18 protein-coding genes are annotated in these 22521 nt (G+C 69.7%); 5 read left to right on the plus strand and 13 right to left on the minus strand.

Annotation, left to right across the window (positions count from 1 at the left end; translation table 11 throughout):
- Positions 1–3: 3 nt before the first annotated feature.
- Genes ACF1DX_RS05850 through ACF1DX_RS05870 form a run of 5 tightly spaced genes read right to left on the minus strand, consistent with a single transcriptional unit; the run spans position 4 to position 5597 of the window.
- Positions 4–1077: an ABC transporter ATP-binding protein gene (locus ACF1DX_RS05850; protein WP_391790457.1), complete on the minus strand. Its 1074-nt coding sequence runs from the start codon at positions 1075–1077 to the stop codon at positions 4–6.
- A complete protein-coding gene (locus tag ACF1DX_RS05855) occupies positions 1070–2062 on the minus strand; it encodes an ABC transporter ATP-binding protein (RefSeq protein WP_391789984.1) in 993 nt (330 codons plus the stop codon). Before ACF1DX_RS05855 ends, ACF1DX_RS05850 begins: the two co-directional genes overlap by 8 nt.
- Before the next feature lie 6 nt (positions 2063–2068).
- Positions 2069–3049 (minus strand): ABC transporter permease, encoded by a 981-nt coding sequence (locus ACF1DX_RS05860; RefSeq protein ID WP_391789985.1) that lies wholly within the window; start codon positions 3047–3049, stop codon positions 2069–2071.
- Positions 3042–3965: an ABC transporter permease gene (locus tag ACF1DX_RS05865; protein WP_391789986.1), complete on the minus strand. Its 924-nt coding sequence runs from the start codon at positions 3963–3965 to the stop codon at positions 3042–3044. The genes ACF1DX_RS05860 and ACF1DX_RS05865 overlap by 8 nt, the downstream gene beginning before the upstream one ends.
- Positions 3966–3971: 6 nt before the next feature.
- Positions 3972–5597 (minus strand): ABC transporter substrate-binding protein, encoded by a 1626-nt coding sequence (locus tag ACF1DX_RS05870; protein ID WP_391789987.1) that lies wholly within the window; start codon positions 5595–5597, stop codon positions 3972–3974.
- Positions 5598–5830: 233 nt separating this feature from the next.
- On the opposite strand from ACF1DX_RS05870, the gene ACF1DX_RS05875 reads away from it, so the two are divergent.
- Entirely contained in the window at positions 5831–6253 is a 423-nt protein-coding gene (locus tag ACF1DX_RS05875; protein WP_391789988.1) for a hypothetical protein, read from the plus strand.
- A 95-nt stretch (positions 6254–6348) separates the two neighbouring features.
- Here ACF1DX_RS05875 and ACF1DX_RS05880 read toward each other — a convergent pair whose 3' ends face one another.
- The 7 genes from ACF1DX_RS05880 to ACF1DX_RS05910 form a co-directional block, all read right to left on the minus strand.
- Positions 6349–7497 carry an ABC transporter ATP-binding protein gene (locus ACF1DX_RS05880; RefSeq protein ID WP_391789989.1) on the minus strand — a complete coding sequence of 383 codons (1149 nt, stop codon included), beginning with the start codon at positions 7495–7497 and terminating at the stop codon, positions 6349–6351.
- Entirely contained in the window at positions 7490–8548 is a 1059-nt protein-coding gene (locus ACF1DX_RS05885; RefSeq protein WP_391789990.1) for an ABC transporter ATP-binding protein, read from the minus strand. The genes ACF1DX_RS05880 and ACF1DX_RS05885 overlap by 8 nt, the downstream gene beginning before the upstream one ends.
- Before the next feature lie 11 nt (positions 8549–8559).
- A complete protein-coding gene (locus ACF1DX_RS05890; RefSeq protein ID WP_391789991.1) occupies positions 8560–9522 on the minus strand; it encodes an ABC transporter permease in 963 nt (320 codons plus the stop codon).
- The gene (locus ACF1DX_RS05895) at positions 9515–10444 is read right to left on the minus strand and encodes an ABC transporter permease (RefSeq protein WP_391789992.1); all 930 of its coding nucleotides are present in this window, start codon (positions 10442–10444) and stop codon (positions 9515–9517) included. The genes ACF1DX_RS05890 and ACF1DX_RS05895 overlap by 8 nt, the downstream gene beginning before the upstream one ends.
- Before the next feature lie 130 nt (positions 10445–10574).
- On the minus strand, positions 10575–12188 hold the full coding sequence (locus ACF1DX_RS05900; RefSeq protein WP_391789993.1) for an ABC transporter substrate-binding protein: 1614 nt from the start codon (positions 12186–12188) through the stop codon (positions 10575–10577).
- Positions 12189–12894: 706 nt separating this feature from the next.
- Positions 12895–14802 carry a translational GTPase TypA gene (typA, locus tag ACF1DX_RS05905; protein ID WP_391789994.1) on the minus strand — a complete coding sequence of 636 codons (1908 nt, stop codon included), beginning with the start codon at positions 14800–14802 and terminating at the stop codon, positions 12895–12897.
- Positions 14803–14967: 165 nt separating this feature from the next.
- A complete protein-coding gene (locus ACF1DX_RS05910; protein ID WP_391789995.1) occupies positions 14968–17208 on the minus strand; it encodes an ABC transporter family substrate-binding protein in 2241 nt (746 codons plus the stop codon).
- 290 nt (positions 17209–17498) lie between these two features.
- Between ACF1DX_RS05910 and ACF1DX_RS05915 the strand changes: the two genes are divergently transcribed.
- The 4 genes from ACF1DX_RS05915 to ACF1DX_RS05930 are packed head-to-tail and all read left to right on the plus strand — an operon-like array spanning position 17499 to position 21410.
- Positions 17499–17792: a hypothetical protein gene (locus ACF1DX_RS05915; protein WP_391789996.1), complete on the plus strand. Its 294-nt coding sequence runs from the start codon at positions 17499–17501 to the stop codon at positions 17790–17792.
- Between the two features lie 45 nt (positions 17793–17837).
- Positions 17838–18674 carry a hypothetical protein gene (locus ACF1DX_RS05920; RefSeq protein ID WP_391789997.1) on the plus strand — a complete coding sequence of 279 codons (837 nt, stop codon included), beginning with the start codon at positions 17838–17840 and terminating at the stop codon, positions 18672–18674.
- Positions 18675–18690: 16 nt separating this feature from the next.
- Positions 18691–20649: a fumarate reductase/succinate dehydrogenase flavoprotein subunit gene (locus tag ACF1DX_RS05925; RefSeq protein ID WP_391789998.1), complete on the plus strand. Its 1959-nt coding sequence runs from the start codon at positions 18691–18693 to the stop codon at positions 20647–20649.
- Positions 20646–21410 carry a succinate dehydrogenase/fumarate reductase iron-sulfur subunit gene (locus ACF1DX_RS05930; RefSeq protein WP_391789999.1) on the plus strand — a complete coding sequence of 255 codons (765 nt, stop codon included), beginning with the start codon at positions 20646–20648 and terminating at the stop codon, positions 21408–21410. The genes ACF1DX_RS05925 and ACF1DX_RS05930 overlap by 4 nt, the downstream gene beginning before the upstream one ends.
- Here ACF1DX_RS05930 and ACF1DX_RS05935 read toward each other — a convergent pair.
- Positions 21407–22504 carry a hypothetical protein gene (locus ACF1DX_RS05935; RefSeq protein WP_391790000.1) on the minus strand — a complete coding sequence of 366 codons (1098 nt, stop codon included), beginning with the start codon at positions 22502–22504 and terminating at the stop codon, positions 21407–21409. The genes ACF1DX_RS05930 and ACF1DX_RS05935 overlap by 4 nt on opposite strands.
- Positions 22505–22521 lie beyond the last annotated feature (17 nt).

The following is a 22521-nucleotide window of genomic DNA, read 5'->3' on the forward strand; positions in this document are numbered from 1 at the left end:
ATGTCACCCCGGCCCGTCGCCGTGCACCTCCACGGGGACCGAGGCCCCCGGCGCGGAGCGCCTGACCGGTACGGCCTCGGCGAAGTGGCAGGCCGAGTCGTGCGCCACCGGCCCCCCGGCCGTGCGGAACCACTCGGGCACCGCGAGCGCCGGCACCTCCCGCGCGCAGCGCTCCCGCGCCTTCCAGCAGCGGGTGCGGAAGCGGCAGCCGGAGGGGACGTCCGTCGGCGACGGGACGTCGCCGCTGAGGATGATTCGCTCGCGGTGCTCCCGGGCCTCCGGGTCCGGTACGGGCACGGCGGAGAGCAGGGCCTGGGTGTACGGGTGTGTGGGGTGCTCGTAGATCTCGTTCTCCGTGCCGGTCTCCACGATCCGCCCCAGGTACATCACCCCGACCCGGTCGGAGAGGTGCCGGACGATCGACAGGTCGTGCGCGATGAACACGTACGCCAGACCGAACTCGGCCCGCAGCCGGTCCATCAGATTGACGACCTGGGCCTGCACCGACACGTCCAGCGCGGAGACCGGTTCGTCGGCGACGATCACCTCGGGGCGCAGCGCCAGGCCGCGTGCGATGCCGATGCGCTGGCGCTGGCCGCCGGAGAACTGGTGCGGATAGCGGTTGACGTAGTCCGGGTCGAGGCCGACGACGTCCAGCAGGTCCTGGACCCTCCTGCGCCGGTCGCCCTTCGGGGCCGCCTCGGGATGGATGTCGTACGGCTCCCCGACGATGTCGCCCACCGTCATGCGGGGGTTGAGGGAGGTGTACGGGTCCTGGAAGACCATCTGGATGTTGCGGCGTACGGCCTTCAGGGCCTTGCCCGACAGCCTGGTGATGTCCTCGCCCTTGTAGCGGATCGAACCGGCCGTCGGGCGTTCGAGGTTGACCAGCATCCTCGCGACCGTGGACTTGCCGCAGCCGGACTCGCCGACGATGCCCAGCGTCTCGCCCCGGCCCAGCGTGAAGTCCACGCCGTCGACCGCCCGTACGGCACCGACCTGCTTGCGGAAGACGACACCCCGCGTCAGCGGGTAGTGCTTGACCAGGCCGCTGACCTCCAGGACCGGCTCAGCCATCGAGGTCATCGAGGTCATCGAGGCACTCCCTCCAGAAGTGGCAGGCACTCCCCCGCGTCGGCGAGACCTCGTACAGCGGGGGTTCGTCGGTGCGGCAGACGTCGCGGGCCAGTGGGCAGCGGGGGTGGAAGGAGCAGCCCGGCGGGATGTGCGTCAGGTTGGGCGGCAGGCCCTTGATGGCGTAGAGCTCCCGGCCCTTGAGGTCCAGGCGGGGGACGGAGTCCAGCAGGCCCCGGGTGTAAGGGTGCGCCGGGGCCTTGTAGATGTCGTGCACGGGGGCCGACTCGACGATCCGGCCCGCGTACATCACGGCGATGCGGTCGGCGACGTCGGCGACCACGCCCAGGTCGTGGGTGATGAGGATCAGGCCCATGCGGTACTCGCGCCGGAGCTCCGCGAGCAGGTCCATGACCTGGGCCTGGACGGTGACGTCGAGGGCGGTGGTGGGTTCGTCGGCGATGATCAGGGCGGGTTCCAGGGCCAGCGCCATGGCGATCATGACGCGCTGGCGCATGCCGCCGGAGAACTGGTGCGGGTACTGCCTCACCCGCTCCCGGGCGGCGGGGATGCGCACCCGGTCCATCAGCTCGACGGCCCTCGCCCGCGCGTCCTTGCGGGACATGCCCCGGTGCACGGTGAACATCTCGGCGAGCTGGTCGCCGACGGTGAGCACGGGGTTGAGGGACGACAGGGCGTCCTGGAAGATCATGGCCATCTCGGCGCCCCGGACCTTGCGGCGTTCGTCCTCCTTCAGCTTCAGCAGGTCCCGGCCCCGGAACAGCACCTCGCCGCCGGTGATCCTGCCGGGCGGCGTGTCGAGGATGCCCATGACGGCCTGCGCGGTCACGGACTTGCCGGAGCCGGACTCGCCGAGCACGGCCAGCGTCTCGCCCGCGTCGACGCCGTAGCTGACGCCGTTGACGGCCTTCGCGACCCCGTCGCGGGTGTGGAACTCCACGCGCAGGTCCCGCACTTCGAGCAGCACGGCGGCTCACCTCAGCTTCGGGTCGAGGGCGTCGCGCACCGCGTCGCCGAGCATGATGAACGCCAGGACGGTGACCGCGAGGGCCCCGGAGGGCCACAGCAGCGCGTGCGGGGCGTTGCGGACGTACGGGGAGGCGGCGGAGATGTCGATGCCCCAGGAGACGCTGGGCGGCCTCAGGCCGACGCCGAGGTAGGACAGGGTGGCCTCCAGGGCGATGTACGTGCCGAGCGCGATGGTCGCGACGACGATGACCGGGGCGACGGCGTTGGGCGCGATGTGCCGCAGCATCAGCCGGGCGGGGGAGGCGCCGAGCGCGCGGGCGGCCTGGACGTAGTCGTTCTGTGTGACGGTGATGACGGAGCCGCGGGCGATGCGGGATATCTGCGGCCAGCCCAGCAGCACGATGAAGCCGATGACGGGCCAGACGGTGTCGCTGGTGATGACCGACAGCAGCACCAGTCCGCCGAGGACGACCGGGATGGCGAAGAAGACGTCGGTGACGCGGGAGAGGACCGCGTCCCAGACGCCGCCGAAGAAGCCCGCCAGGGCGCCCAGGACGCTGCCCAGGACCGCGACCCCCAGGGTGGCCAGGACGCCGACCGTGACGGACGTACGGGCGCCGTGGACGGTGCGGGTGTAGACGTCGCAGCCCTGGCCGTCGAAGCCGAAGGGGTGGCCCGGCCGGGGGCCCTCCTGGGCCCTGGCCAGGTCGCACTTGAGGGGGCTGCCGGGGGCGATCGCCGAGGGCCACAGGGAGACGAAGACGAGGAAGAGGACGACCAGCCCGGAGACGATGAAGACGGGGTTGCGGCGCAGGTCGCGCCAGGCGTCGGACCACAGGGAGCGCGGCTTGTCCCGCGGTCCGGAACCGCCTCGGCCCTTCGGCCGCTTCTCCAGGGTCCCGGCCTCCTCGACGCCCACGTCCACGGTGCCGCCGATGGCGGCGCCCGCGACGGCGGGCTCGGGTTCGTAGTGCTGCTCAGGCATGGCGGATCCTCGGGTCCAGAACGGCGTAGAGGAGGTCGACGACGAGACTGGCGACCAGGAAGACCAGCACGAGCACGGTGACGAAGCCGACGACGGTCTGGGTGCTCTGCCGCAGGATGCCCTGGTAGAGCTGGTAGCCGACGCCGTGGATGTTGAAGATCCGCTCGGTGACGATCGCGCCGCCCATGAGGAAGCCGATGTCGGCGCCGATGAAGGTGACCACGGGGATGAGGGAGTTGCGCAGCAGGTGCCGCACGACCACCCGGCGGCGGGGCAGGCCCTTGGCGACGGCGGTGCGGACGTAGTCGGAGCGCCGGTTCTCGGCGATGGAGGTGCGGGTCAGCCGGGTGACGTAGGCGAGGGAGACGGAGGCCAGGACCAGGCCGGGCAGGAGCAGTTCGGCGAAGGGCGCCTCGGTGGAGACCGAGGGCCGGATCCAGTCCCACTTCACGCCGAGCAGCAGCTGGAGCAGCAGGCCGGTGACGAAGGTGGGCACGGAGATGACGACGAGGGTGAACAGCAGGACGCCGGTGTCGACGGGGCGGCCCCGGCGCAGTCCGGTGACCACGCCGAGGGTGACGCCGACGACGACCTCGAAGACGATCGCGATCAGGGTGAGCCGGATGGTGACGGGGAACGCCGTCGACATCAGCTCGGTGACCTCCTGGCCGTTGAAGGCCGTGCCGAAGTCGCCGGTGAAGACGTTCCCCATGTAGGTCAGGTACTGCTGCCAGACCGGCCGGTCGAGGCCGAACTCCCGCCGCAGCCGTCCCGCGGTCGCCGGGTCGCACCGGCGTTCGCCGCAGAGGCCCGCGATGGGGTCGCCCATCACGTTGACCATCAGGAAGATCAGCAGCGTGGCCCCGACGAAGACCGGGATCATCTGGAGCAGCCGCTGGACGACGTAGCGTCCCATGGCGGTTCAGCTCACCTTGATCTGGTCGTAGACGGGGACGCTGAAGGGGTTGAGCCTGACGTCGGAGAGGCGTTCGGACCAGCCGGCGCTGCCGTTCTGGTACCAGAGCGGGATGGCGGCCATGTGGTCGCGGACGACCTTCTCGGCCTGCTGGAACAGGCCGATGGCCTTGGCGGGGTCGGTCTCCCGGTTGGCCCGGTCGACGAGGTCGTCGAACCGCTCGTCGGACCACTTGCCGTCGTTGGAGGAGGCGCCCGTGTAGTAGAGCGGCTGGAGGAAGTTCTGGATGAGCGGGTAGTCCATCTGCCAGCCGGCGCGGAACGGGCCGCTCATCTTGCGGCCGGTGATCCGGTTGCGGTAGTCGGCGAAGGTGCCGACCGGCGCGGCGACACAGGCGCGCTCGTTGTCCAGCGCGTTGTTGATGGAGTTGCAGACGGCGTCGACCCAGGCGCGGTGGGAGCCGGTGTCCGCGTTGTAGGTGATGGTCACCTTGCCGCCGGGCAGGCCGCCGCCCTCCCGGATGAGCTTCTTGGCCTCGTCCGGCCTGTACGCGCAGTACTCCCCGCACAGGCCGGCCTGGTAGCCGCCGTCCTCGCCGAGGACCGGGGAGGTCCAGTCGGTGGCGGGGGTGCGGGTCCCGCGGAAGAGCGTGTCGGTGATCTGCTCGCGGTCGATGGCCATGGACAGGCCCTTGCGGACCTTCTCCGCGCCGGGTCTGCTCCAGGCGTCGTCGTAGTAGGGGAAGGCGAGGGTCTGGAGGATGCCGGCGGGGGTGTTGAGGTAGCGGTCGCCGAGGTCGCTCCTCACGTTCTTGAGCTGGGCGGCGGGGACGTCGTCGACCAGGTCGAGGTTGCCGGCCATCAGGTCGGTGTAGGCGGTGTTGCTGTCGGTGTAGACCTTGAGGTCGACACCGCCGTTGCGGGCCTTGTCGGGGCCGGGGTAGTCGGACCGGGTGCGCAGGGACATCTGCGAGCCGCGGGTGTACGAGTCGACCAGGTACGGGCCGTTGCCGATCGGCTTCTTCACCCAGGCGTCGTGGTCGTCGAAGAAGGCACGGGGCAGCGGGGCGAAGGCGTTGTAGCCGAGGGTGTCGGGGAAGGTGGAGAACTTCTGGGTGAGCCTGACGGTGAAGGTGCGGTCGTCGACGATCTTGAGCCCGGAGAGTGTGTCGGCGGTCTGTTTGCCGCCGTCCTCCGGGTGGACCTTGTCATAACCCTCGATGTAGCCGAAGAAGTACGCGTTGCGCTGGTTGTTCCGCAGGCTCGCGCCGTAGTTCCAGGCGTCGACGAAGGACCGGGCGGTGACCTTCTCGCCGTTGCCGAAGGTCCAGCCGTCCTTGACGGTGATGCGGAAGTTCCTCGAGTCGGAGGTCTCGATCCTCTCGGCGAGCATGTCCTTCGCCTCGCCGGTGACCGGGTCGTACCGCTTCAGCCCCCGGAAGATCATGTCGAGGACCTTGCCGCCCTGGACCTCGTTGGTGTTGGCCGGCTCCAGCGGGTTCTGCGGGTCGCCCCAGGAGGCGCTCAGTACGGCGCCGGCGTCGTCGGCGCTGCTCTCGCCTCCGCAGGCGGTCGCGGTGAGGGCGACCGCCACCGCGCAGACGGCCCATCGGGCGTGCGTGGCTCCGCGCATCGGGTGCCTCCTCGTACGTGGGCTGGGTGCGTACGCCGGTCCTTTCCGCCAATATCGCCGCAAGAGGCGCACACGGCTCATCCGGTTCCACCGTCGGGGTGCGGCGGGCCGCCGAACGGATGACCCGCGCCCCCCGCGGAACCGGCCGCCCGGTGAGCACCTCCCCGGGGCCCGGGACGGAGCGCGGTGGCGGGGGCCCCGCGTTGTCAGTGCCCCCTGGCAGGATCACCGGCATGACACCGCTGCTTCTCACCGACATCGAACAGGCCGTGCGCGACAGTTGGAGCGCCGAGACGTGCACCCCCGAGTACCGGTCGCGCTGGACCGGGGACAACCCGGCCCGGGACCAGTGCGGGGTGACCGCGATGGTGCTCAACGACCTGCTGGGAGGCGAGCTGATCCGGGGAGAGGTCCACGTCGACGGGGAGCGCGTGGACTACCACTGGTGGAACCGCCTGGGCATGGGCGTCGAGATCGACCTCACCCGCGAGCAGTTCGGACCGGAGGAGAAGGTCGTCGGAGGCGTCGTCATCCCCCGCCCGTCCGAGATACGAAGGCTCCGCGAGGAGTACGAGCTCCTGCGCGACCGGGTCCTGGACAGGCTCGGCCGGCGGCAGCCGGCGGACTCCGCGGCCACGTCCCGCCGGCCTGCCTGAACCCGTCCGGCCCCAGGGGGGCCGAAACCGGAAGAGCCGGTCCCGGTACCCCGTCGTGCGGGGTACCGGGACCGGCTCGCGGCGCCGTGGTGCGGTCAGGCCGCGTGGACGACGTCCTTCTCCTCGGCGAAGTGGCAGGCCGACTCGTGGGCCACCGGGGAGTCCGCGCCCTTGAAGCGCTCGGGCACCGCCAGCAGCGGGACCTCCTCGGCGCACTTGTCCTGCGCCTTCCAGCAGCGGGTGCGGAAGCGGCAGCCCGAGGGCGGGTTGGCCGGCGACGGCACGTCACCGGTGAGGATGATCCGCTCCCGGCCCTCGCGGGCCTCCGGGTCGGGGACCGGGACCGCCGACAGCAGCGCCTGGGTGTAGGGGTGCGTCGGGTGGTCGTAGATCTCCGTGTCCGTGCCGATCTCGGCCATCTTGCCGAGGTACATCACGCCCACCCGGTCCGAGATGTGCCGGACGATGGACAGGTCGTGCGCGATGAAGAGGTAGGAGAGGTTGAACTCGTCCTGCAGCTTCTCCATCAGGTTGATGACCTGCGCCTGGACGGACACGTCCAGTGCGGAGACCGGCTCGTCGCAGATGATGATCTCGGGGTTGAGGGCCAGGCCGCGGGCGATGCCGATGCGCTGACGCTGACCGCCCGAGAACTGGTGCGGGTAGCGGTTGATGTACTCGGGGTTGAGGCCGACGACGTCCAGGAGTTCCTGGACCCTGCGGCGGCGGTCGCCCTTCGGCGCCACCTCGGGGTGGATCTCGAAGGTCTCCCCGATGATGTCGCCCACCGTCATACGGGGGTTGAGCGAGGTGTACGGGTCCTGGAACACCATCTGGATGTTCCGCCGGACCGCCTTCAGCGCACGCCCGGACAGCTTGGTGATGTCCTGGCCCTTGTAGAAGACCTCGCCCGCGGTCGCCTTCTCCAGCATCATCAGCAGCTTGGCGACCGTGGACTTGCCGCAGCCGGACTCGCCCACGATGCCGAGCGTCTCGCCCTGGTAGAGGTCGAAGGAGATCCCGTCCACGGCCTTGACCGCGCCGACCTGCCGCTTGAACAGGATGCCCTGGGTCAGCGGGAAGTGCTTCACCAGGTTGCGCACCTGGAGGATCGGCTCACCGCGGTCGACGGGCGCGTCGAGCGCGGCCACCGCCTCGGCCTCGGTCGCGGCGTCGACCGTCTCGACCTCGGTGACGTTGGGGGTGGCGTCCACGGCCTCGTCCGTCTTCTCCAGCTCAGCCATGGATCGTCTCCTTCCAGAAGTGGCACGCGCTGCCGCGGCCGGCCAGCTCGCCGCCGTCCCGCTCGGTGACGGGGAACAGCGGCGGGACGTCCGTACGGCAGATGTCCTGTGCCTGCGGGCACCGCGGGTTGAAGGCGCAGCCGGACGGGATGCGCGTCAGGTTGGGCGGCAGCCCCTTGATCGCGTACAGCTCCTGGCCCTTCTGGTCCAGGCGCGGGATCGAGTCGAGCAGGCCCTTGGTGTAGGGGTGCGCGGGCCGCTTGTACAGCTCGTGCACGGGCGCGGTCTCCACGATCCGCCCCGCGTACATCACCGCGATCTTGTCCGCGACGTCGGCGACGACACCGAGGTCGTGGGTGATCAGGATCAGGCCCATGTTGTACTCGCGCTGGAGCTCCGCGAGCAGGTCCATGACCTGGGCCTGGACGGTCACGTCGAGGGCCGTGGTGGGCTCGTCGGCGATGATCAGGTCCGGCTCCAGGGCGAGCGCCATCGCGATCATGATGCGCTGGCGCATACCGCCCGAGAACTGGTGCGGGTAGTCGTTGACCCGGGCCGCGGCGGCCGGGATCTTCACCCGGTCCATCAGCTCGATCGACTTGGCCTTGGCCTCCTTCTTGGACAGGCCCTGGTGGACGCGGAACATCTCGCCGAGCTGGTAGCCCACGGAGAGCACCGGGTTCAGCGAGGACAGCGCGTCCTGGAAGATCATCGCGATCTTGTTGCCGCGGATCTTCCGGCGCTCCTCGCCGGACATCCTCAGCATGTCCTGGCCGCGGAAGAGGATCTCCCCCTTGGGGATGCGGCCGGGCGGCATGTCGAGGATGCCCATGATGGCCTGGGCGGTCACGGACTTGCCGGAGCCGGACTCGCCGAGCACGGCGAGCGTCTCGCCCGCGGCGACGGAGTAGTTGACGCCGTTGACGGCCTTGGCGACCCCGTCGCGGGTGTGGAACTCCACGTGCAGGTCGCGGACTTCGAGCAGCGGACGGCCGGCGTCCTGCGAGCCGTCCGGCCCGGGGCTCTCGGCCGTTTCATCGATGATGGTCACGTACGCCTCCCTCAGCGCAGCTTGGGGTCGAGGGCGTTGCGTACCGCATCGCCGAACATCAGGAACGAGAGCACCGTGATCGAGACCATCACCGACGGGACGATCAGGGTGTGGGGGGCGATACGGAGCTGCTCACGTCCACGCGCCACGTCGCCGCCCCAGGAGACGGCCGTGTCGCCGAGACCCACGCCCAGGAAGGACAGGGTGGCCTCGGCCGCGATGTAGCCGCCGAGCGCGATGGTCGCCACCACGATGATGGGCGCGACCGCGTTGGGCAGGATGTGCCGGAGCAGGATCCGGGACGTCGAGGCGCCGAGCGCCTTGGCGGCCACCACGTAGTCCGCCTGCTTGATGGTGATCACGGCGCCGCGGGCGACACGGGCGATCTGGGTCCAGCCGAGGAAGGCGAGGGCCAGGATGACGACCAGGACGGTGCGGTCGTCGAAGGAGTTGAGCACCACCAGGGCGCCGAGCAGGAACGGGATGCCGAGGAAGATGTCGGTCAGCCGCGAGAGCAGGGTGTCGGTCCAGCCGCCGAAGTAGCCGGCGATCATGCCGATGACCGTGCCGAGGACGGTGACGGCGAGGGTGACACCCACACCGACGGTGATCGAGGCGCGGGCGCCGTAGACGACCCGGGCGTAGATCGAGCGGCCCTGGACGTCGTAGCCGAACCAGTCCGGGGCGAAGAAGTGGCCCCAGTTCGGCTTGCCCAGGTAGTGCTCGGCCAGGTCGGCGTCGCGCGGCGAGGCGCTGGTGAACAGTCCCGGCCAGGCCGCCATCACCAGCAGGAACACGATCAGCACGGCCGAGACCAGGAACAGCGGGTTGCGCCGCAGGTCGTGCCAGGCGTCGGACCACAGGCTGCGCGCCTTGTCGGGAGCCGGGCCGGAGTCGGTCACGACGACGCCGGCGGTGCTCGCGGTGTCCCCCGGAAGGGCGTCGACCGTCTTCTCGATGGTCTTGTCAGGCATACCGGATCCTCGGGTCCAGGACCGCGTAAAGCAGGTCGACGATCAAGCTGGCGGCGAGGTAGATGAGCACCATCAGCGAGGCGATGCCCACGACCGTGGCGCCCTCACGCCGGCTGAGCGCCTCGTAGATCTCGATACCGATACCCCGCACGTTGAAGATGCCCTCGGTCACGATGGCGCCGGTCATCAGGCTGCCGATCTCGATGCCGAGGAAGGTGACCACGGGGATCAGCGAGTTGCGCATCAGGTGGACACCGATGACCCGGCGGCGCGGCAGCCCCTTGGCGATGGCGGTGCGCATGTAGTCGGAGCGCAGGTTCTCCGCGATCGACGTACGGGTCAGCCGGGCGACGTAGGCCAGGGAGAGCGACGCCAGCACGGTGGCGGGGAGCGCGAGCTGGGAGAAGTTCGTCGAGTCGGTCACCGTGGGGGTGGTGACGGACCACTTGAACGCGAGCAGGTACTGCAGCAGGAAGCCCAGCACGAAGGACGGCATCGAGACGAGGAACAGGGTCAGCGTCAGCAGTCCGCGGTCCCGCAGCGTGTCGGGGCGCAGACCGGCGACGACGCCGAGGCCGATGCCCACGAGCGTGACGAAGGTGAAGGCGAAGATCGTCAGCCTGATCGTCACCGGGAACGCGTCGGCGATGACGTCCCCGATGGGCCGCTGGCTGGCGATCTGGGTGCCGAAGTCGCCCTGGACCAGCCCGGTCATGTAGTTCACATACTGCTGCAGCAGCGGCTGGTCGAGACCGAGCTCCTTCTTGATGCTCGCGACCACCGTCGGATCGTACGCCTGATCCCCCATCATCGCCCGGACGGGGTCGCCGGGCAGGGCGTACATCATGCAGAAGATGAGCAGAGTTGACCCGATGAAGACCGGGATCATCTGGAGCAGTCGTCGTGCGACATAGCGCCCCATAGGTGCCTCCGTGAGGGGTTAACGCAGGTGGGGGGCCGTCTCCTGATGACGAGACGGCCCCGCGCACCTCCCACCGCCGCCTGAGCGGCGGCGGGCTTACGGCCGAGTGGGAAGATCCCCGAGGATCCTCTTACTTGGTGGTGACGGCCCACACTTCGAGGTCACCGTGGAAGTCGACGTTGACGTTGTCGACGTTCTTACCGTGGCCGCCGTTGATGCGGTAGTACCAGAGCGGGATGGCCGGCATGTGCTCGACCAGCTTCTTCTCGACCTCCTGGAAGGCCTTCACCGACTCCTCGAGCGAACCGGCCTTGTCGGCCTTGTTCATCAGGTCGTCGATCTCCTTGTTGGAGAAGCGGCCGTTGTTGGCCTCGGCGGTGGTGTGGTAGAGCTCCTTCATGAAGTTGGCGTTGACCGGGTAGTCGGCGACCCAGCCACCGCGGTACATGCCCTTCACCTGGTCGTTGTCACGGGCCTCGAGGTCCGTGGCGAAGTCCGGCTTCGGGTCGCCGACGCAGTCGACGCCGGTGGCCTTGCGGATGGACTCGCAGACCGCGGTCACCCACTCCTTGTGCCCACCGTCGGTGTTGTACTGGACGGTGAACTTGTTGCCCGGAACGCCACCGCCCTCCTTGATGAGCTGCTTGGCCTTCTCCGGGTTGTACGTGAACACGTCGGTGTCCAGGTCCTGGTTGCCCTTGACGCCGGGCGGGGTGAAGGACTCGGCCGGCGTGCGGGTGTTGTTCAGGACGGTCTTGGTGATCGTCTCGCGGTCGATCGCCATCGACAGGCCCTGCAGGACCTTCGGGTCGATGTCCTTGAACGTCTTGGAGTAGAACGCCGGGGTCAGCGTCTGGATGGCCGCGTACGGCTGCTCGATGGCGCCGTCACCGAGGTCCTGCTTGTACTTCGGCAGGTCCGTCGGGCCGACCTGGCGGATCATGTCCAGGTTGCCGGAGACGACGTCCTTGTAGGCGGCCTCGAGCGTCGTGTAGGCCTTGAACTGGACGCCCTTGTTCTTCGCCTTGTTCGGGCCCTGGTACTCGTCCCAGGCCTTGACCTGGATGAGCTTCTTGTGGTCCCACTTCTCGAAGGTGTAGGGACCGTTGCCGACCGGCTTCTGGCCGAAGGCCTTCGGGTCGTCGTAGAAGACCTTGGGCAGCGGGGCCCACGTGGTGTAGCCCAGCTTGTAGTTGAAGTACGGCATCGTGTACTTCAGCTCGATGGTGAAGGTGTGGTCGTCCACGGCCTTCAGACCGGACATGGTCTCGGCCTTCGGCTCGCCCTTCTCCGGGTGAACGTCGTCGTAACCCTTGATGTCCTGGAACCAGAAGGAGTTCTGCTGGTTGTTCTTGATGTTGGCGTACCAGTTCCAGGCGTCGATGTACGACTTGGAGGTGACCTCTTCGCCGTTGTGGAACTTCCAGCCCTTCTTGAGCTTGACCGTCCACGTCTTCGAGTCCTCGGTGGTGACCGACTCGGCGTTCGTGTAGACGATCTCGCCCTTGGCGTCGAAGTCCAGGAGCTGGGTGAACAGCGCCTGGATGACGTACGAGCCGTTGGACTCGTTGGTGTCGGCCGGGATCAGCGGCTTCTGCGGCTCACCGACGTCGATCGAGACATACCCCGCAGGGCCGGAACCCTTGCTCTTCCCCTCGTCACCGTCGCCGCCTCCACAGGCAGTAGCGGCCAGCGCGACGACTATCGCACCCGCGACCCACTTGGCGCTCTTGGCACCGCGCATGGGTTCCTCCTCATGAGTCCATTGGTTCACCGCAAAGAGGAGCACACGACATCTCACCGTCCACCGCCCGTCGCCGGTGCCGGAGATCGTCAGGTGCCCCCCGCTCGTGAGTCGGCGCCGTCAGCGCGTGACCCGTTCAGCCGAGCTCTACGCGCCTAACTATCTGCCATTCGTCACCGGCCGAACCACACCCCCGAGGTATCGGTTCGATCACAGCTGGGTCCTACATCTTCCAAAATCCGGACAAAGCGTTTGGTGAAAGATCCCTGCGAAACGGACTTGTTACACATCTATCGGGGGTTACTGTCCGAATACCGGACGGTCGCCTGGGGGAAAACCGATTGCGCGTAACGTGGCCGCCGTGCAAGGTGTGCCTCAGCGCTGCCGTGCGCTCAGCACGCCCGGCCGGCAGGGCCGTTGGTCGTGGACCTCGGGGCCCGGATCCGTCGGCCGCGGGGCGTGCCGCTCCGTGAGCAGGCTAGTGCGATCCGGCCGCCCCGACGGCATGCTCCAGCCAGATCAAGGGTTTTCCCTACCCGCACGTCTGCTTCCCCTTCCGTGTTTTCCCTTTCCCGCCCCGCCCTTTCCCTCGCCTTGACTCCGGGCTGTTCCCGACGGCGTTCCCCGCCTCGTACGCGCGGACGGCGCCGGACGCCCTGTGCGGGTGTCCGGCGCCGTCCGTCCGTGGGAAGCGCTCCTGTGGGCGTCAGCCGTGCTTGGCGCGGCTCGCGGCGCGGGCGCGCTCGCGGGCGTCCAGGTTCACCTTGCGGATGCGGACCGCCTCCGGGGTGACCTCCACGCACTCGTCGTCGCGGCAGAACTCCAGGGACTGCTCCAGCGACAGCTTGCGCGGCGGGACGATCGCCTCGAACGAGTCGGCCGAGGACGACCGCATGTTGGTGAGCTTCTTCTCCTTGGTGATGTTGACGTCCATGTCGTCGGCACGGGAGTTCTCGCCGACGATCATGCCCTCGTACACCTCGGTGCCGGGCTCGACGAACAGCACGCCGCGCTCCTGGAGGTTCGTCATCGCGAACGCGGTGACGGCACCGGAGCGGTCGGCGACCAGGGAGCCGTTGTTACGGGTGGTGAGCGTGCCGAACCAGGGCTCGTGGCCCTCGTGGATGGAGTGCGCGATGCCGGTGCCACGGGTCTGGGTCAGGAACTCCGTCCGGAAACCGATCAGACCGCGGGACGGAACCACGAACTCCATGCGCACCCAGCCCGAGCCGTGGTTGGACATGTTGTCCATCCGGCCCTTGCGCACACCCATGAGCTGCGTGACCGCGCCCATGTGCTCCTCGGGCACGTCGATCGTCATGCGCTCGACGGGCTCGTACGTCTTGCCGTCGACCTCCTTGGTGACGACCTGCGGCTTGCCGATCGTCAGCTCGAAGCCCTCACGGCGCATCTGCTCGACCAGGATGGCCAGCGCCAGCTCACCGCGGCCCTGCACCTCCCAGGCGTCCGGACGCTCGGTGTCCAGGACGCGGAGCGAGACGTTGCCGATCAGCTCGCGGTCCAGGCGGTCCTTGACCTGGCGGGCGGTGACCTTGCGGTCCTTCACGGCCGCCTTCGCGTCGGCGCCCTTGCCGGTGCCGCCGCGGCCGACCAGCGGCGAGGTGTTGGTGCCGATGGTCATGGAGATCGCCGGCTCGTCCACCGTGATCAGCGGCAGCGGGACGGGGTTCTCGGTGTCCGCGAGGGTCTCGCCGATCATGATCTCCGGGATGCCCGCGACGGCGCAGATGTCACCGGGGCCGGCCTTCTCGGCGGGCTTGCGGGTGAGCGCCTCGGTCATCATCAGCTCGGAGATGCGCACGTTGGAGACGGACCCGTCGCGCTTCATCCAGGCGACGGTCTGCCCCTTCTTCAGCTCGCCCTGGTGCACGCGCAGCAGCGCGATACGGCCGAGGAAGTTGTCCGCGTCGAGGTTGGTGACGTGGGCCTGGAGCGGGGCTTCCTCGTCGTAGGTGGGAGCCGGGATGTAGTCCAGGATCGTCGAGAAGAACGGCTCCAGGCTGGTGGAGTCGGCCGGGACCGTGCCGTCCTCCGGCTTGGTCAGGGAGGCCACACCGTCGCGGCCGCAGGCGTAGACGATCGGGAACTCGATCTGCTCCTCGTCGGCGTCCAGGTCGAGGAAGAGGTCGTAGGTCTCGTTGACCACCTCGTCGATGCGGGCGTCCGGACGGTCCGTCTTGTTGATGCAGAGGATGATCGGCAGCCGCTGCTGGAGCGCCTTGCGCAGCACGAAACGGGTCTGCGGCAGCGGGCCCTCGGAGGCGTCCACCAGCAGCACCACGCCGTCGACCATCGACAGACCGCGCTCGACCTCACCGCCGAAGTCGGCGTGGCCGGGGGTGTCGATGATGTTGATCGTGATGGGCTCCCCGCCGTCCTTGGGGTGGTACTTCACCGCCGTGTTCTTGGCGAGGATCGTGATGCCCTTCTCACGCTCCAGGTCGTTCGAGTCCATCATGCGGTCGTCGACCGAGTCGAGCTGGTGCGCGGCGAAGGCGCCGGCCTGCTTGAGCATGCCGTCGACGATGGTGGTCTTGCCGTGGTCGACGTGGGCGACGATGGCGACGTTGCGGATGTCGTGGCGCGTGGCCATATAAGGCGTACTCCCGGAGTGCTGAGGAATGCCCCGCACGAGCGTCTGTGGTGTGCGGGCCCTGCCGGGCTGAACACGCCTCGGCCTCACCCCATGGTACGGGGCGACGGCGACAAGGGCTCGCGTGGCCGTCGCGGCCCGCTCGACGGGCAGGTCACCGGGCTGTCAGCCGCCGGCCGACGGCCCGGCGCCCTCCGCGCCCGGCCCCCGAGTCGGTTTCCTCAGGAAGCCCATGTCCTCGTACACCGGCGTACGGAATCCGAACGCGCCGGCGTTGGCCAGGTTCTTGCGGGCGGCGGTGAGCTGGGGGCGCTGGTAGAGGGGGATGGAGCCGGCCGCCGCCCAGATGCGGGAGTCCGCCTTGCGGAGCAGGGCGCGGCGCGCGGAGTCGTCGAGCGTGGTGACGGCCTGGTCGAAGAGCTGGTCGACCTGGTCGGTGCCGACGCGGGTGTAGTTCTGCTCCACGTTCAGGGAGCCGTCGGCGGCCGGGACCGGTTTGGCGTGGACGGGGCGGGCGTCGGTGGCGGGGTAGGCGGTCGCGGGCCAGGAGTACAGGGCGAGGTCGTACTCGCCGGACGCGATGTGGTCCTTGAAGTAGCTCTCGTCGTCGACCTTGGTGATCCTCGTGCCGATGCCGATCCGCTCCAGCATCGTCGAGATCCGGCCGGCCACGGTGCGCAGCGTGCCCGAGCCCGGTCCCGAGGGCAGGACGAAGCGGAGGGTGAGCGCCTTGCCGTCCTTGGCGACGCGGGCGTTCCCGGCCCGTGCCGGGGCGGCGGTGCCCTTGGGGGCGTAGGCACCGGGGGCGCCGCCCTGCTTCAGCCGCTTGGTACTGGTGCCGGAGTCCCGCGGGGCCTTGTCGTCGCCCCCGCCGCTGTACGCGCCGTCACCGCCGCCCTGCTCCGGACGCCCGGTGCCCGTCCCTGAGTCCCGCGGGGCCTTGTCGTCCTCCCCGACGATGTACGTGCCGTCGTCGCCCTCGGACTCGGTGTCCTCCTCGGAGTCCCCGCCCTCCGGGCCGGCCGCCTCCTCCTCGTCCTTCTCCTTCTTCACCGGCCCGCCCGGCACCCAGCCGGCGTCCGCGAGCAGCGCCCTCGCCTCCTTGGCGTCCTGCTCGCCGAGGGCGCCGCTGCCGTCGGCGTAGGCGGCCTGGCCGGACAGCGCGAGGTGGCTGCCGAGGGGCTCGGCGGGCAGGCCGAGCGGTTTCAGGACCGCCTCGGCGATGGCCTTCCGGTCCAGTGCGCGGGCCACGGCACGGCGGACCCGCTCGTCGGCGAGGGGGCCGCCGGCGCCGTTGAGGGCGAGCTGGGTGTAGGCGGGCTCCAGTGACGTGCGCACCTCGAAGCCGGTGAGGGCCTTCTGCTGACGGGCGTACTTCACCTTCTTCCCGCGCAGCTTCTCGCGGGCGGAGATCTCCTCGTCGGCGGCCTCCTCGTCGGAGCCGTTGGCGACGGCCCAGGAGCGCAGCGCGTCCGCGGCGGACCGCTCGGCGCCGGGGCCCATCAGGGGGCTGCTCGCGCTCCGCGGCAGCGCGGCGGCGGTGATGCGGCGGGCGGCGGCCGGGCCGATCTCGGCCAGGTCGACGGTGCCGGCGCCGAGCGCGGAGATCCGCTTGTCGTGGGGCACGGCCCGCAGCACGATCGTGGAGAGCTTCGCCGGGTCGCCCCACCAGCGCGCGTTGCGGGTGAGGGTGACCTCGTCCTTCCCGGTGTCGACCTTCTTCACCGTGAAGGGCCCGGCGGTGACCTTCAGTTTTCTGCGGGCGCCGTCGTTGAAGGAGTCCGGGGTGCCCATGACCTCCTTCGGGTACAGCGGGGTGAACAGGGACTTCCAGTCGGCGTAGGGACGGCTGAAGGTGACCTTGACCTCCAGGTCGTTCTCGCCCCGCTCGATCTTCTCGATGCGGTCGTAGCCGGCGTTGCGGGCGCTCCAGTAGGCGGTGTCCTTGCCGGACAGGGCGCGCCACTGCGCGGCGAAGTCGGCGGCGCCGATCTCCCGGCCGTCGCTCCAGACGGCCTGCTGGTTGAGCCGGTAGAGCACCACCTGTCTGGGTTCGGTGTCGACGACCTCGGCCGACTCCAGGTAGTCGGGGTTGCGCACCGGCCGGCCCCGGCCGTCCATCCGGTACATCGACGGCAGGACGGCCTGGGCGACCCGGGCGGTGGTGGTGTCGGCGTCCGACTGGAAGGTGTTCAGGGTCTCCGGGACGGTGTCCACGGCCCAGCGCAGAGTGCCCCCGTCGGCGATCGCGGACCGGTCGGCGCGTGCGATGTCCGCTCCCGCGAGGGGCTTGCCCGCCGGGTCGTCGGAACCGCATCCGGCCAGCGCGGGCACCGCGAGCACGCAGGCGGTGAGGAAGGCGAGCGAGCGCAGAGCCGCGCGCGGGCCGACGCCGTCGTGGGACATCTCTGGATACCTCCGGGAAGCCGCGGGCGTTACGATCACTTTTGGTGGTATTTGGAGCTCATCCGATGTACGCGGCCCACTGAAGAGGAAAGGGTTCGGCAACTCAGGGCGACACGGCGGCCACGGGTGTCAAGCCCACCCGTGCGGCGCAAAGCACGGGAGAGCGCACCCGTGCGCCTCGGCCAATCGATGCACATCCCTTCACAGCGCAAGGTGTGACGCGCAACACTCGCAGGCGCATGAACGTTGCCGCCTTGGGCCAGAAGGACCCGTGGAAGTGAGGGCAAGTCATGTCCGTGCACGACGAACTGACATCCGTCCAGCGCTGTCTCGACGACCTGATCCGGTCGGTGGGGCGCCTGGAGAAGGAGATCGGCAGCGGCGGTCTGGAGATGCGCCGCGTCCGCGTCGACACCGATCATCTGCGCGAGAGCGTGGCGCTGCTGCGGGAGACGGCCCCCGTCGTCGCGGCCGCGCGGAAGCGCCCCGATCTCGTGACCATCTCCGACACGCCGTACGACCCCTCGCTGTGGGTGGACACGGACGACGAGGGCCTCGGCGCCCGTGACCGCCGCGCTCCCTGACCCCCGCCGATCGCGACGCCCCCCGACCCCTACCGGAGTGGACAAGTGGCCACTGGTACGGAACCTCCCGCCACAGAACCCCGTCCCCGAAGCGGCGGTGTGAGAACCGGTACGCGCGCCGCGATCGCCGCACCGCATCTGCGGACCGACCGCTGGTGGCTGGCCCCGGCCGCCACCGCGGCCGGCCTGCTCGCCTTCGTCGTCTACTCGACCTGGCGGGCCTTCGCGAACGCCGACTACTACGCGGCGCCGTACGTCTCGCCGTTCTACTCGCCGTGCCTCGCGGAGAACTGCGAGCCGATGCGGGCCGGACCGAACGGGGAGCTCTTCGGAAGCTGGTGGGGCATCTCACCGGCGATCATCATCCTGATCTTCCCGCTCGGCTTCCGGCTGACCTGCTACTACTACCGCAAGGCCTACTACCGGGGCTTCTGGGCGTCCCCGCCGGCCTGCGCGGTGGCCGAACCGCACGCGAAGTACACCGGGGAGACCCGCTTCCCGCTCATCCTGCAGAACGTCCACCGGTACTTCTTCTACGCGGCGATCCTGGTCGCCGGCGTCCTGACCTACGACACCGTGCTCGCCTTCCGAGACGAGCACTACGCGTGGGGCCACATGGGTCTGGGCACCCTGGTCTTCCTGGTCAACATCGCGCTGATCTGGGCTTACACCCTCTCCTGCCACTCCTGCCGGCACATCGTCGGCGGGAAGCTGAAGCACTTCTCCAGGCATCCGGTGCGCTACCGGATGTGGCAGTGGGTGGGCCGGCTGAACGCCCGGCACATGCAGCTCGCCTGGGCGTCGCTGCTGAGCGTGGCCCTCGCCGACTTCTACGTCTACCTCGTCGCGTCCGGCGTCTTCGACGATCCGCGCTTCTTCTAGCTGGGGGCTGTGACTGATGTCCGTGGTCGACCGACAGGAGTGGGACGTCGTCGTGGTCGGTGCCGGCGGCGCGGGCCTGCGCGCCGCCATCGAGGCACGCGAGCGGGGTGCCCGTACGGCGGTGATCTGCAAGTCGCTGTTCGGCAAGGCGCACACCGTGATGGCCGAGGGCGGCATCGCGGCGGCGATGGGCAACGCCAACGCCGGGGACAACTGGCAGGTCCACTTCCGCGACACCCTGCGCGGCGGGAAGTTCCTCAACCAGTGGCGGATGGCCGAGCTGCACGCCCAGGAGGCGCCGCAGCGGGTGTGGGAGCTGGAGACCTGGGGCGCGCTGTTCGACCGGACGGAGGACGGCCGGATCTCGCAGCGCAACTTCGGCGGCCACGAGTACCCGCGCCTCGCGCACGTCGGCGACCGTACGGGCCTGGAGCTGATCCGCACCCTCCAGCAGAAGATCGTCGCGCTCCAGCAGGAGGACTTCCGCGAGACCGGGGAGTACGAGTCCCGGCTGAAGGTCTTCCAGGAGTGCACGGTCACACGCGTGCTGAAGGACGGGCCTCGCGTCTCGGGAGTCTTCGGCTACGAGCGGGAGTCCGGCCGCTTCTTCGTCCTGGAGGCGCCCGCCGTCGTCATCGCCACCGGCGGCATCGGCAAGTCGTTCAAGGTGACGTCGAACTCGTGGGAGTACACCGGCGACGGGCACGCGCTGGCGCTGCTGGCCGGGGCCCCGCTGCTGAACATGGAGTTCGTGCAGTTCCACCCGACGGGGATGGTCTGGCCGCCGTCGGTGAAGGGCATCCTCGTCACCGAGTCGGTGCGCGGGGACGGCGGGGTGCTGCGCAACTCCGAGGGCAAGCGGTTCATGTTCGACTACATCCCGGACGTCTTCAAGGAGAAGTACGCCGAGTCCGAGGAGGAGGGCGACCGCTGGTACGACGACCCGGACCACAACCGGCGCCCGCCCGAACTGCTCCCCCGCGACGAGGTGGCCCGCGCGATCAACGCCGAGGTGAAGGCGGGCCGCGGCTCCCCGCACGGCGGGGTCTTCCTGGACGTGTCCACGCGGATGCCGGCCGACGTCATCAAACGGCGGCTGCCGTCGATGTACCACCAGTTCAAGGAGCTGGCGGACGTCGACATCACGGCGGAGGCGATGGAGGTCGGGCCGACCTGTCACTACGTGATGGGCGGCATCGCCGTCGACTCCGACTCGGCGGCGGCGCGCGGGGTGCCGGGGCTGTTCGCGGCCGGTGAGGTGGCCGGCGGGATGCACGGCTCCAACCGGCTGGGCGGCAACTCCCTGTCCGACCTGCTGGTCTTCGGACGCCGGGCCGGTCTGCACGCGGCCGAGTACGCGGGCGGGGCGGGGGCGGCGCGGCCCCGGGTGGACGACGTACAGGTCGACGCGGCCGCCGCGGAGGCCCTGCGGCCGTTCTCCGCGGAGGGCGGGGAGCCGGACGGGGGGCCGCCGGAGAACCCGTACACCCTGCACCAGGAACTCCAGCAGACGATGAACGACCTGGTCGGCATCATCCGCCGCGAGCACGAGATGGAGCAGGCCCTGGAGACCCTCGCCGAGCTGCGGGAACGGGCCCGCCGGGCCGGCGTCGAGGGGCACCGGCAGTTCAACCCCGGCTGGCACCTCGCCCTGGACCTGAGGAACATGCTGCTGGTCAGCGAGTGCGTGGCCCGGGCGGCGCTGGAGCGCACCGAGTCGCGCGGCGGGCACACCCGCGAGGACCACGCCGGGATGGACCGCTCCTGGCGCAACGTGAACCTGCTGTGCGCGCTCGCCGACCCCACGGACGGTCCCGCCGACCCCACGGACGGTCTCGCGGCCGCCGCCGGCCCGGCACGCGGCCGGATCGCCCTCACCCGCGAGACCACCGAACCCATCCGCCCCGACCTGCTCGCCCTCTTCGAGAAGGAGGAGCTGGTCAAGTACCTGGCCGAAGAGGAGCTCCACGGATGAGCAGCTACGAGGCCCGCTTCAAGGTGTGGCGCGGGGACGTCGGGGGCGGCGGCCTGAAGGACTTCGAGGTCGAGGTGAACGACGGCGAGGTGGTCCTCGACATCATCCACCGCCTCCAGGCCACCCAGGCCCCCGACCTCGCCGTGCGCTGGAACTGCAAGGCCGGCAAGTGCGGTTCGTGCTCGGCGGAGATCAACGGGCGTCCCCGGCTGCTGTGCATGACCCGGATGTCGGTGTTCGAGCGGGACGAGACGATCACCGTGACGCCGCTGCGGGCCTTCCCGGTGATCCGGGACCTGGTGACGGACGTCGGCTTCAACTACGCCAAGGCCAGGGAGGTCCCGGCCTTCGTGCCGCCGGCCGGGGTCGGTCCGGGCGAGTACCGGATGACGCAGGAGGACGTGGACCGGTCGCAGGAGTTCCGCAAGTGCATCGAGTGCTTCCTGTGCCAGGACACCTGTCATGTGGTCCGCGACCACGAGGAGAACAAGCCCGCGTTCGCCGGGCCGCGCTTCCTGATGCGGGTCGCGGAGCTCGACATGCACCCGCTGGACGCGGCCGGGGAAACCGGCCTGGACCGGAGCCGCACGGCCCAGGACGAACACGGCCTCGGCTACTGCAACATCACCAAGTGCTGTACGGAGGTCTGCCCCGAGGGAATCAAGATCACGGACAACGCGCTGATCCCCCTGAAGGAACGGGCGGTGGACCGCAAGTACGACCCGCTGGTGTGGCTGGGCTCGAAGATCAGAAGGCGTTAGGAGGCGTCGGGACGCAGCCAGCCCTCCCGGTACTCCCTCCAGTTCGTCTCCGTCGCCGCGAAGTCGATGTACGGGGCGACGCCGAAGAGTTCGCGGTCGGGGTCCGTCCGGGAGAGGCCGAGGCGGGCGCCTCGGACGGCGGCGGCGACGGTCTCGGCGTGACCCCAGTGGCTGGGGTTGCTCTCGTAGTAGAAGGGCAGCCCCATCAGCAGGTGCGTGGTGGGCGGGGTGACCTCCAGGGCGAGCGAGGTCTGCTGGGCGACGTAGCCGCCGTAGGTGCTCTCCAGTGGCCGCGCGGTGTCGTACGACATCACGGCGATCTGGTCGACGCGCCGGGCGACCTGGCCGAAGAACTTCTGGGACCACCACTTGGGATGGTCGGCGACGAGACCGGCGACGGTGTGGAGGGCGGGGAGCGGGTCGATCTGGTGGGCGGCGACGGACAGCTGTGCGTCCCGGGCGCGGGTGACGGCGCGCAGGTCGTCCAGGAGGGAGAGGTAGTTCCCGTCGCCGGAGTGCAGGGGCTCCAGGTCGAGGTGGACCCCGTCGTAGCCGGCGTCGAGCACCTGGCGGGCGGAGCCGACGACGGCGGCACGGGTGGCGGCGCGTTCCAGCCGCATGCCGTCGGGCCCCTCGGTGGCGAGGACGTCCCCGAGGAAGGCCTGGACCCGGACGCCGGGCAGCTCCCGGTGCACGGCGTCGATCAGCCAGCGGGCGCGGGGGTACGCGGACTCCGGCAGCGTCCCGTCGTGCTCCAGCGGCCCGGAGTGGACGTACAGGTCGCGGATCCCGGTGTCCTCGAGACGGCGGGCCAGCGCGGTGACGTCGGCGTCCTTCTTCCGCCCGTCGACCCAGGCGTGACCGAGCCACATGGCGTCCCGGTCACGGGTGTACGTACCGTCCGCCGGGTCGCCCATGTAGTTGACCCGCAGGGCGGTCTCGACGGCGAGGAGGGGGACGACCAGGAGGAGGGTGACCGCGAGGGCGACGCGCCTGGTCCGGCGGACCCAGGGTCCGCGGTGCTTCCCCTCGGGCGTGGATGAGGTGCCCTCGTCCTCTCCGGCCGTCTCCTCCCGCGGCTCCGTGCGCTCCATGCCGTTTTCCCCTCGCC

It is taken from the genome of Streptomyces sp. NPDC014676 (assembly GCF_043084105.1).
In the GTDB taxonomy this organism is placed as follows: Bacteria; Actinomycetota; Actinomycetes; order Streptomycetales; family Streptomycetaceae; genus Streptomyces.